General features: G+C 73.0%; 12 protein-coding genes. 3 read left to right on the forward strand and 9 right to left on the reverse strand.

The window, feature by feature from the left end; all coding sequences use genetic code 11:
* The 3 genes from FM119_RS11830 to FM119_RS11840 all read left to right on the forward strand — a co-directional run.
* Nucleotides 1–647 (forward strand): SDR family oxidoreductase (locus tag FM119_RS11830; protein WP_143822707.1); only part of this gene is annotated, 647 nt, incomplete at its 5' end.
* Nucleotides 648–693: 46 nt separating this feature from the next.
* Nucleotides 694–1,266, forward strand: a complete 573-nt coding sequence (locus FM119_RS11835; RefSeq protein WP_143822708.1) for a hypothetical protein — start codon at nt 694–696, stop codon at nt 1,264–1,266.
* Nucleotides 1,263–1,820: a dihydrofolate reductase family protein gene (locus FM119_RS11840; RefSeq protein ID WP_087138362.1), complete on the forward strand. Its 558-nt coding sequence runs from the start codon at nt 1,263–1,265 to the stop codon at nt 1,818–1,820. The genes FM119_RS11835 and FM119_RS11840 overlap by 4 nt, the downstream gene beginning before the upstream one ends.
* A 158-nt stretch (nt 1,821–1,978) precedes the next feature.
* Here the strand turns inward: FM119_RS11840 and FM119_RS11845 are convergent, their stop codons facing one another.
* The 9 genes from FM119_RS11845 to FM119_RS11885 form a co-directional block, all read right to left on the reverse strand.
* Nucleotides 1,979–3,514: an FGGY-family carbohydrate kinase gene (locus FM119_RS11845; protein WP_087138363.1), complete on the reverse strand. Its 1,536-nt coding sequence runs from the start codon at nt 3,512–3,514 to the stop codon at nt 1,979–1,981.
* 10 nt (nt 3,515–3,524) lie between these two features.
* Nucleotides 3,525–4,505, reverse strand: a complete 981-nt coding sequence (locus FM119_RS11850; RefSeq protein WP_218778780.1) for a sugar-binding transcriptional regulator — start codon at nt 4,503–4,505, stop codon at nt 3,525–3,527.
* 127 nt (nt 4,506–4,632) lie between these two features.
* Nucleotides 4,633–5,457 (reverse strand): M23 family metallopeptidase, encoded by an 825-nt coding sequence (locus FM119_RS11855; protein ID WP_087138364.1) that lies wholly within the window; start codon nt 5,455–5,457, stop codon nt 4,633–4,635.
* A complete protein-coding gene (locus tag FM119_RS11860) occupies nt 5,454–7,217 on the reverse strand; it encodes an ABC transporter ATP-binding protein (protein WP_087138365.1) in 1,764 nt (587 codons plus the stop codon). The genes FM119_RS11855 and FM119_RS11860 overlap by 4 nt, the downstream gene beginning before the upstream one ends.
* Nucleotides 7,214–7,396: a hypothetical protein gene (locus tag FM119_RS11865; RefSeq protein WP_087138366.1), complete on the reverse strand. Its 183-nt coding sequence runs from the start codon at nt 7,394–7,396 to the stop codon at nt 7,214–7,216. Before FM119_RS11865 ends, FM119_RS11860 begins: the two co-directional genes overlap by 4 nt.
* Nucleotides 7,393–8,217, reverse strand: a complete 825-nt coding sequence (locus tag FM119_RS11870; RefSeq protein ID WP_121657446.1) for a class I SAM-dependent methyltransferase — start codon at nt 8,215–8,217, stop codon at nt 7,393–7,395. Before FM119_RS11870 ends, FM119_RS11865 begins: the two co-directional genes overlap by 4 nt.
* Nucleotides 8,214–8,804, reverse strand: a complete 591-nt coding sequence (locus FM119_RS11875) for a hypothetical protein (RefSeq protein ID WP_087138367.1) — start codon at nt 8,802–8,804, stop codon at nt 8,214–8,216. Before FM119_RS11875 ends, FM119_RS11870 begins: the two co-directional genes overlap by 4 nt.
* Nucleotides 8,804–9,820 carry an alpha/beta fold hydrolase gene (locus FM119_RS11880; protein ID WP_087138368.1) on the reverse strand — a complete coding sequence of 339 codons (1,017 nt, stop codon included), beginning with the start codon at nt 9,818–9,820 and terminating at the stop codon, nt 8,804–8,806. The genes FM119_RS11875 and FM119_RS11880 overlap by 1 nt, the downstream gene beginning before the upstream one ends.
* Nucleotides 9,817–10,641, reverse strand: coding sequence for a hypothetical protein (locus FM119_RS11885; protein ID WP_087138369.1), 825 nt, complete (start codon nt 10,639–10,641; stop codon nt 9,817–9,819). Before FM119_RS11885 ends, FM119_RS11880 begins: the two co-directional genes overlap by 4 nt.
* Nucleotides 10,642–10,679 lie beyond the last annotated feature (38 nt).

Here is a 10,679-nt window from a genome sequence, read left to right on the forward strand (position 1 = left end):
GCTCGGCCACCGCGGTGGTGAAGCCCGCGCGCAGCACCTCGTGTCGTTCCAGCAGCGCCGCGCGTCACCTGGGTCTGGCTGCGGACGTGTCCGACGAGCCGGCCGTCGAGCGGGTCGTCGCGCGCACGGTGGCGGAGCTCGGCAAGCTGGACATCCTGGTGAACTCGGCCGGGATCTCGGTGGTTGCTCCGGCACTGGAGGCCTCGGCCGACGATATGCGCCGCATCCTCGACGTGAACGTCGTCGGCAGCTTCATCGCCTCGCGCGCGGCGGCGAGGGTGATGCTCGCGGCGGGCTACGGCCGCATCGTGACGCTGTCGTCCCAGGCGGGAACGGTCGCCGTCGACGAGCACACGGCGTACTGCGCATCGAAGTTCGCCCTGACGGGGCTGGTCCGCACCCTCGCGCTCGAGTGGGGAGGGGGCGGCGTCACCGTGAACACGGTCTCGCCGACGGTGGTGCTCACCGAGCTGGGGCGCCGGGTGTGGGACAACGACAAGGGGGAGGCGATGAAGCGCGAGATCCCCGTCGGCCGGTTCGCGGAGCCGGAGGAGGTCGCCGCCGCAGTCGCCTTCCTCGCCTCGGACCAGGCGGCGATGGTCAACGGTGCGGACCTCGTGGTCGACGGCGGGTACACGATCCACTGACGGGGGGGGGTTGGACACAATTAGTGAATCTTGATTTACTAATGGAGTGGCCCGACCCCGACGACAGCAGCAGGACGTCGTGCTCGACGGCATTGCCCGTGCCCTCGCGACGCGCACCGAGCTCCGTCCCTGGACCCTCGCCGACGTCGCTCCGTTCGCCGGGCTGAGCCCCGCCGGGCTCGTCAAGCGGTTCGGCTCCCGCCGGGGCATCATCGTCGCGCTCAGCAGGCGCTGGATCGACGCGGTCCCCGGAGCTCCCGACCCGCGACGGCGGCCGTGGGATGAGCTGCGCGAGTGGGCTGTCCTCCGCTTCGGCGCTGAGGACGGCACCGTCCCCGCCGCGCTCGGCCAGCTCGTCGACGAGCTGGCCGACCCGGAGCTGCGCACCCTGCTCGATGAGGGCTGGACACGCGAGCGCGCCTATCTCGCCGCGCTGCTGGCGGAGGCAGGGCTCCCGCGACTCGGCGATCCCGTTGCCGCGGCCGACGTGCTCTTCGACGCCCTGACCGGCGCGGCCATCCGGGCGGCGGCGGGGTCGCGCCCGCCCCCCGCGGGCCCGCCCGCCGCCTCGGACCCCGTCCGCCGCACGCTCGACACGATGGAGGAAGCCTGGACATGATCACGAATCGCGACTGGACCGGACGGGTCTTCATCGGCGTCAGCCTCGACGGCTACATCGCCAGGCCGGACGGTTCGATCGACTGGCTGACCGAGCCGCCGGCCGCGGAGCACGCTGTCATCGACAGCAGCCGTCACGCGGAGACCTGGGAGACGTTCTTCCCGTCCGTCGACACGCTCGTGATGGGCAGGGGCACGTACGACACCGTCGCGGCCTTCCCCGACTGGCCGTACCACGGCAAGCGCGTTCTGGTGCTGTCCGGGACGATGCCGGCCGGATCGGACGGGCCCGTCACCGTCGTGTCCGACGTCGACGGTGCGGCGCGGGCGCTCGCCGCATCCGGTGCCGAACAGGTCTACGTCGACGGCGGGCGCACCGTGCAGGCGTTCCTGCGGGCGGGCCTCATCGACGAGATCACGCTGAGCCGGGTCCCCGTCATCCTCGGCGCGGGGCGATCGCTGTTCGGGGAGCTGGGGCGCGAGGTGCGGCTCACACTCCTGGCCAGTCACGCGAGCGACGGCCTCGTGCACGCCAGCTACCGGGTCGAGCGCTGAGCCGTCCGGCAGTCATCTTCCGTCTTCCGTCTTCCGTCGCTCGTTGTTGGCTGACCGCCGCGCCCTCGCGCTGTCGGTGACTCTCCCTCCGCCCGTCCGTGCTCCCGCTGTCGTTCTCGTGGCCGCCGTGGTCCTTGCCGCCGCCGAGGGTGCTCGGGTTACCGCCGCTGTCCCCGCTGCCGCTCCGCGAGCCGGTGCGCGATGCCGCGCGTGGCGCGGTCCAGCTTGCGGTAGTCGGCGTACAGCGCCTCGTACCTTTCGGTGTTGCGCGGGTCGGGCGCGACCTCGCGGACGATCGGGTTCCACACCGCGATGTCGACGTCGGCGATCGCGGACGCCGCGAGGTAGGCGGCCCCGAGGCTCGCCCCGACCGCGTTGGCGGCGAGCACCTGGGTCAGTCCGGTCACGTCGGACACGATCTGCGGCCACAGCGGGCTCGTCGTTCCACCGCCGACGGCATGGGCGACGCCGATGTCCGCACCGGCCTGCCTCAGCGCCTCCAGGTTGTGCCTGATCGCGTAGGCCGTCGACTCCAGTGCCGCCCGGTACAGGTCCCCGCGGGTGTGGGAGACGGTCAGCCCGACGATGGTGCCCCGCGCGTCCGGGTCGTTGATCGGCGTCCGCTCGCCGGCGAAGTAGCCGAGCATCAGCAGGCCGTTGCTCCCCGCGGGCGAACGCTCGGCCTCGGCGACGAGCTCCGCGAAGTCCGGCCCGCCGGACAGCTCCCTCAGCCAGTTGGTGATCGCCCCGCTCGTGGCGGTCCCCGCCGCGAGGCAGGAGGTACCTGGCGTCGTGCCGAGCGTCCCCCACAGCCCGGGGTGGTCGAGCCGCCGACGGCTCGTGGCGATCATCAGGACGGTGGTGCCGTACATCAGCGAGAAGTCGCCCGGCCCGTCGGCGCCGACGCTGACCGCTTCCATCCAGGCGTCGATGGTTCCGACGATGACGGGCACCCCGCGGGGGAGTCCGGTCAGGGCGGAGGCCTCTTCCGTGACCGTCCCGGCGATGTCCCCCGCCCAGGCGAGCGACGGCAGCTCGATCCCTCCGCGGAGCGGGTCGGCCCACTCCGCGTGCCAGTCGCGCGCGGCCGGGTCGTAGAGGGGCACCATCTGGCTCGCGGAGGCGTGGTCGATCACGTAGGCGCCGGTGAGCCGCCACGACAGCCAGGAGGCGGGCATGAAGAGCCGCCGGGCGCGGGCGAACACCTCCGGCTCGGTGTCGGCGACCCAGGCCAGCTTGGGGCCGGTCGCCTGGGAGGTCAGCGGGGACCCCGCCTCCCGGCGGAGCCTGTCGGCACCGATGGACGCGGTGAGCCGGGCGATCTGCGCGGTCGCGCGCGTGTCCACGCCGTACAGGATCGCTGGCCGCAGCGGCGTGCCGTGCGCGTCGGTGAGCAGTGCGCACGGCCCCATTCCGCTCACGCCGACGGCACGGATGGGGCCGTCGGCCTTCGCGGACAGCTCGGCGGCGATGCGGACGAACTCCTGCCACCACAGCTCGCTGTCCATCTCGACGTGGCCGGGGTGCGGGCGGGAGGGCGAGTGGGTGAGCGTGACGCTGTGCCTGACATCGCCGTCGAGGGTGGCGAGGATGCCCTTCGTGCTCGAGGTGCCGATGTCGACGCCGATGACGAGCGGTTCGGTCGCCGCGGCCCTGCTCGTGCGGGGCCCGCCCGCCCTGGCGCCCGTGCCCATGCCGGGGCGCTCAGTCCTCGGCGCCGCGGCGGGCCACCGCGGCGATCACCGCGCGGGCGGTGGGGGCGTCGGTGACGAGCGAGCTGATCATCCCGGAGCGCACGGCCCCGATGATGCTGGGGACCTTGTCGGCGCCAACGGCGACGCCGATGGAGAACTCCAGCTCCCGCAGTCGCTGGCGGGGCGCGCGCACGATCCGTTCGTCGCCGGGGAAGGTGACCTCGTCGCCGTTGACGTCGAAGAAGTTGAGCGTGATGTCCCCGGCCGCGTCGGCGAAGTGCTCGTCGCCGGCGGGGATGTAGCGCGAGATGGTGTTGCGTGTCGCGGTGGGGGCTCCGATCCCGACCACGGCCCCCCTGGCCGTGTCCCACAGGCCGAGAACGTGCGTGAAGGCGGGGTCGCTGTTCAGCGATGCCCGCATCTGCGCGGTCGGCATGGCCTCGGCGAAGACGAAGGCGGGGAACCCGCCGGTGTGCTCCGCCGCCCTGCGCGCGATCTCGTTCGTCTGGAACCAGGCGATCGGCTCGGTCAGGCCGCCGACCGTGGGGACGAGCTGGATGCCGGTCAGGCGCGGAAGCGGCTGCTCGGCGATCTCGTACATGGTCCTGCCGGAGGACAGCAGCAGGATGTCGCCCGGCTTCAGGCCGCGCTCGACGAGCTCCTCGCCGACGGCGGGCGCCAGGTCCGGCCCGAGCCGGGAGGGGTGCACGGGCGCGACGACGCGCACGCGGTCGAGGCCGAGCGCCGCTGCGAGCTCGGCCTCGAGGGCGCCGCGCTCGTCCGACTGCGGGTCGATGACGTCGATGCGGACGAGGCCGAGCCGGCGCGCCTCGGTGATGAGCCGGCTCACGCTGGTCCGGGAGATGCTGAGCCGCTCGGCGATGGTGGCCTGGGTGGCGTCCTCGATGTAGTACATCCGCGCGGCCTGGTAGGCCAGGTCGGGGGAGAATCGCCCGGGCGTCGGCGCTGGCGCTCCGGTGGTGTCGCTCACGTGTGCTCCTGCGTGTCGGTGGTGTCCGTCGATTCTCTCGCGTTTTGCCCGCCGCGGTGGAGCGGTTCCGCTCGGCGGGGACGTCCGCCGTCGCCCGTCGGCTGAGGAGGGGGCGTCGTGGCCGCGCTCAGCCGCCGGTGACGTCGCCGGTCGCCGGGATCCCTCTCGGCCCCATCGTCCACGGCAGGCCAGCCGCGAAGGCCGAGCGCGCGATGTCCTGCCGCTGACAGTGCAGGTGCGGCTCGGTGGAGTTGCCCGAGTTGCCGCACTGGGCGAGGACCTGGCCGGTGCGCACCCGGTCGCCCGGCGCGACCGTGACGCTGCCACGGCGGAGATGGGCGAGGACGAAGTGGCTCCCGTCGGCGAGGCGGAGGACGACGTGGTTCCCGAGCATGCCGCGCGAGCCGCGGACCTCCCTGACCGCGGCCTCGAGGCTGAAGTAGAAGGTGCCGATCGAGCCGATCCGGCTGCGGTGGTCCCGAACCGTCGACACGACCGCGACGACGTCGGCATCGGCGGGCGCGTGGATGGGCTGTCCGAAGGACGGGTAGTCCTCCGGCGCGCGGAACGCGCCGCCGGCGGGGGTGGGCGGAGGCGCGTCCGCGTCGGGGGCGGTCAGCAGGTCGACGGCGTAGCTCTGGCCGAAGCCGTGGGTGCCGTGACTGGGCACCTTGTCGGTCGGCGAGTTGAACGCCACCCATCGACCCGTCACCGGTGAGGCGAGCGTGATCGGTTCGCCGCCGCTGACCGGTGCGAACACGGTCGCGAGGAAGCCGAGGGCGATGAGCGCGAGCCCGGTCGGCAGCAGCCAGGTCAGCGCATCGATGGCGGTGTCCGAGCCGCGGTCGATGAGCGCCCAGGCGGCGGTGCCGACGACGAGGACGACGCCGCCGATGCCGAGGGGGACCCGAGCGCGGGCGAACGCCCGCGCGATTCCGGCGTTCGCGCTCATCCGGTCCCCGCCGTCTCGTCGACGGCCGACACCGCGGGACGGTTCTCGAGACCGGTCGGCGTCAGCTCGACGATCCGGTCGGCGATGTTGAGGATCGCGGAGGCATGACTGGTCACGATGACCAGTCTGTCCGATGCGAGGTCCCTCGCGATGCGCAGCAGCTTCTCCGCCCCCTTCTGGTCGACGTTCGAGGTGAACTCGTCGAGCAGGAGCACGCCCGGGTCGGCGAGCAGCGCCCTCGCCACGGCCAGGAGCCGCCGCTGTCCGCCGGAGAGCTCGACACCCCCCTCGCCCAGGCCGGTGTCGAGCCCGTCGGGCAGCCGCGCCAGCAGCGGGCCGAGCCCGACGCGCTCGAGGAGCCGCAGGCGTTCCCCGTCGCTGTGGTCGCCCGACCCGAACTGAAGGTTGTCCCTGATCGTCCCCGTCATCGGTGCGGCGTCCTGCTGCACGAGGACCACCCGGCGGCGCAGCTCGGCGACCGGCCACTCGGCGACGTCGACACCGTCGACGCTGACGCGGCCGCCCGTGGGGCGCTGCAGACCGCAGGCGAGCCAGAGCAGGGTGCTCTTGCCGACCCCGTTCGGCCCGACGAGGGCGACCAGGCCGGGGGAGGAGAAGCGCCCGTCGATGCCGGTCAGCAGGGGCTCCGGCGACTCGTCGTGCCGGATCTCGACCCCGCCGAGCTCGATCCGCGCGTGCCCGGTCGTGGCGAGTCGTGCATCGCCGTCGGTGCGGACGCGCTCCTGCTCGACGCCGCCCACCTCGCGGACGCGGGCGAGGGCCGCCCGGCACTGGGCGATGTCGCCGAGCGCCGACGACGCCTGGACGAGCGGCGCGACGATGTAGAGCAGGTACATGAAGAAGGAGACCATGGCGGCCGTGGTCAGCGAGCCGGAGGCCACGAAGGCTGCGCCGGCGATGACCGCGACCGCGATGGCGGCCTGCGTGCCCACGTTCATCACCGGCGTGAGCACCGCGGTCCGGGTGAGGACGCGCACGCCGCTGCGCCTGGCCCGGTCGGCGCGGCCGGTGGTGTCCGCGTCGACCTGCGCCTCCAGCCCCGACGCCTTGATCGTGACGAGGCTGGAGATCATGCGCTGCACGCCCTCGATGAACCCGGCGGTGTCCTCCTGGTTCTCCGTGGCGGCGCGCTGGACGCCGCGGGCCGTCCACCAGGCCGCGCCGCCGAACAGGGCGAGCACGGCGAAGGTGAGCAGGAACAGCGGCAGGCTGAGGATCGCCATGGCGATGCCGCAGCCGATCACCATGGTCAGCGACGACAGCAGCGCGGGGATCGCGCCGACGATCCACCCCTTGGACAGGGCGGTGTCGACGACGAGCCGGGAGTACAGGTCGCCGCGGTCGTAGCCGTGCACGGCGGGCCAGTACCCGCGCAGCACCCGGGAGATGAGGTAGGACCGCAGGCCGTAGACGTACCCTTCGCTCGCCCTGGCCAGCAGCAGCTGCGACGAGATCGACAGGATCGCGTCGATGGCGAACAGCGCCATCAACGGGGCGACGGAGAGCAGCCCGAAGGTCCCCGCGGAGACGTCGGCGATGAGGCGCCCGGCGAGCAGGGGCTGCGCCAGGGTGACGACGGCTCCGACGACGCCGAGCGCGGTCCCCGTGACCAGCGGGACGCGGCGCCCGCGCAGGCCCGCCGCGTCGACGGTGCGCGGCTCGGTCGTGTCGGCCCGTGCCCGGTCGGCGGGGCCGCCGGGTGCCGCGGGCTCCGCCAGGACGGGCCCGGTGCTCGTCACTGGGACGAGTCCTTCTGGCGGGGGCGGGTGATGGCGTAGGCGATCGCCCCGCCGACGACGGCGACGATCGCCGCCACGACGCCCTGCCTGGTCATGTCGGCCCCGTCGGGCGTGGCGAACATGATGAAGTAGATCGAGAAGACCATCAGTGCGGTCACGATTGCGGTGGTGAATCTCATGCTCGGTTCCTCTCCTCGTGCGGGGCCGGTGTCGCCCGGCCTCCGCGGTGTGAATCGTTGTCGTTCCGGTCGTTCCGGTCGTTCCGGTCGTTCTCGGGCGTCACCGCGCTGACCCAGAGGAAGCCGCGGTTCGCCAGGTCCGGTTGGACCGCGACGGACTCGAACCCCGCCCCGGCCATGAGCGCGAAGGCCTCGTCGACGTCGGTCGGACGGAAGACCTCGGTGAAGCCGGCCGCCTCGTCCTCGCGCCCGTCCCTGTGGACGGAGCTGACGCTCGTGTAGATCTGCCCGTCGTGACTGACGTCCATCCGGAGCCACCAGTGCACTCCGTCGAGGACGAGGGGCAGCCGGTGCGAGCCGAGCAGGGCGTCATACGCGGACCGCTCGAACATCTCGACGGCGACGCGGCCGCCGGGGCGCAGCCACCGGCGCATGTTCCGCACCACCCGTGCCTGCGTGCCGAGGTCCTGCACATACTGCAGACCCCCCAGCAGGCAGGTCACCAGATCCACGGAACGGGGCTCGACCACGGCGGGGTCGGTGACGTCCCCCGCTCGCAGCTCCACATTGCCGGGAACGCCGCGGGCGGCGAAGCGCTCCAGCATGTCGGTGGACAGATCCAGTGCGAGGACCGCCCGTGCACGGGCGGCGATGGCCCTGGTCGCGCGGCCCGTCCCGCAGCCCACATCGAGCACCACGTCGTCCGGCCGCACCACGCCGCTCAGCACGGCGTCGGTCGCCTCCGGCGGCGCCAGCGCGTCCATCACCCGGTCGTAGCCGGCCGCGCCGGCGCCCGCCGTGACGCTGAACCCGGCGGTCACCGCGCCGCCTCCCGGTCGAAGCGCGCGTAGTCGAAGATCACGTCGTACTCCGGCTTCGCCGTGCGGTCGTGACCGGCGTAGCGCAGCATCATGACCTGGAACCACTCCATGCCGTCCTCCGGTTCCGCGCTCAGCCGCACGGCGTCGTTGATCGACTCCATCGCGCTCTCCCTCGCCTTCACCAGGTGGGCCGGCCCCTCGGGGGACACCGTCATGATCAGGTTGGCCACGTCGAAGAACCCCTTCTCCCTGCGCCGGCCGGGGAACCACAGCGCCTGCCGGAGCCTGCGGGTGCTGATGGTGTGCATCGCGCGCCACTCCGAGTGCCGCGAGCGGTCGCCGTCCGCGAGCCGGTAGAGGTAGTGCACGTCCTCCACCGCCGGCTTGGGCGCGAAGAACCGCCAGTTGGGGATGGCGGCGTTTCCCACGCCGACGTCGAGACGGCGCACCCGGTCGTAGGCGCGGTCGGGGTGCTGGGCCACGACGGTCGTGACGAACCAGGCCGCGAAGAAGCCGGTCACCCCCACGTCGAGGACGCGGCGCAGGATCCGCGGCCGGCGGTGTGCGCGTGCGCTCTGCCGTGACATCAGCTCTCCCCCCAGACGCGCCCGGCGGCCAGCAGGTCGTGCAGCCGTTCCACCTGTACGGGGCTCGCGATGAGGCTCTGGTGGTCGGCGCCGCCCAGGACGTTGTAGCTGCTGTGCGGTGCGGTCTCGAGGAACTCGGCGTACAGCTCCTCGTGCCCGGGGATCGTGCGGACGGTCTCGCCCGCCGCGACCACGTGGACGGAGCAGGCGACGGTGCCGAGCCCTCCCGTCCAGTCCAGCATCGTCGGGTGGAGGAAGCGCCACTCCCGCCGGGCGGCCCTGAGCGTGCGGACGCTGGTCGCATCCGCCCAGATGCGGTCGACGTGCGGGTTTCCCTCGGCGTACGCGAGCGAGTCCGCGCGCACCAGCAGCAGTCCGCCGCCGAGCGCCATGGTCTCCGGCGCGAGCGAGATCGACAGGTCGAGGCCCTCCGCGCCGAGGTACTGGGCCCGGCTGGCCACGAGCTCGCCGGGGTGGGTCGGGTCGAGCAGGGTGACCGACTCGACGCCGCGGTCGAGCCCCGCGTCGCGGACGAACTGCGCGTAGCGGAAGGCGAGGTAGCCCCCCAGCGAGTGCCCGACCAGGTGCACCCTGGCGGTCTCCGGCACGATCGCGGAGATCGCGGCGTGCAGGTCGTGCACGGCCTCCGCCATGCTGAACGGCCGGGCCGACAGCACCCGCGACGAGCCGTAGCCGGCGCGGTTGTGCATGAGCACGCCGGGGGCGTTCGCCCGCCCGCCGCGGTCGGGGTGCCCGTCGCGGATCGCGTCGGCGAGGGCGGCGACGGTGGAGGCGGACGACATCAGCCCCGGCAGCAGCACGACGACGTCGTCGCGATCGGTGCCGACGTGGTGGTCGACGATGACGTTCCCGCTCGGGGCGGTGACGGTCGTCGACTCGTAGCCGGGGTAGCCCCGCTCCGCGCGGCGCTGCATGGTCAGCCCGTGGGCGATCCCCGTGACGGCGGTCACCGCGCCCAGCGCCGCGGCCGCCCTGCCGAAGGTGACGGCGCTCATCGGCGCACCAGCTTCCACACGGCGGGGTAGGTCCCGACGAAGGTGAGCAGGAAGCGCCACAGCCCCATGAAGGCGGCGTTGAACAGGTGGAACCCCGCCCCCGCGCCGAGGGCGACGAGGGCCGTCGGACGGCTGAGCAGCAGGAGGGGGAAGCTGATCTCCCAGCTCAGCGCCGCCTTGGAGCCGACGCGGCCGATCCCCGGGTGCGTGGAGAGCAGCCGGAAGAGCCGGGAGTCGCCGTAGGTCTCCGTCCGCATGATCTTGGTGAGCGCCGTGCCCGTCCGCCAGTCCTTGCCTGGCAGCTTGGTCAGGCCCCCGGCGACGTAGCTAAGGGTCGTCTGCGCTCCGATGAAGTCGCTCGCGGCGCGGCGCGTCCGATCGCTTCCGCCCGCCCGGCCGAGGCCGGCGGCGGAGTGGACGAGGAACGAGACCTGGTCGGAGCCGTCGGTGCCGTTGAGCTGGATCGGGTACAGCACGGCCGTCGAGCCGACGAGGTAGAGGTTGGCGGCCGCGCGCGCGGCGTTGTTCGTGACCGGCGAGACCAGGACGACGCAGGCGCCGATGCGGCCGAGGTGCAACGCGCGGAACACGGGCTCGCGGGCGATCAGGCCGCGGAGCCGGGCGACCAGCGGGCTCCGGGTCGGAACCTGGTGCTGCATGTGCGTCCAGTCGTTCAGGCCGCCGCGTGTGCGGTCGGAGGCGCTGGCGAGGTATTCGAGGGAGGAGAGGATCTGGGTGGCCGCGCTCGTTCGTTCGGCGATGTCGACGGAGCGGTCCGAGGCTCGATCGAGAGCTGAGGTGAGGGCCGACACGATTCCCATGTGACCGGGTCCTTTCTGGAGACGGACGGGTGGGGGTG

It is taken from the genome of Mycetocola reblochoni REB411, from assembly GCF_900163835.1.
GTDB lineage: Bacteria > Actinomycetota > Actinomycetes > Actinomycetales > Microbacteriaceae > Mycetocola_B > Mycetocola_B reblochoni.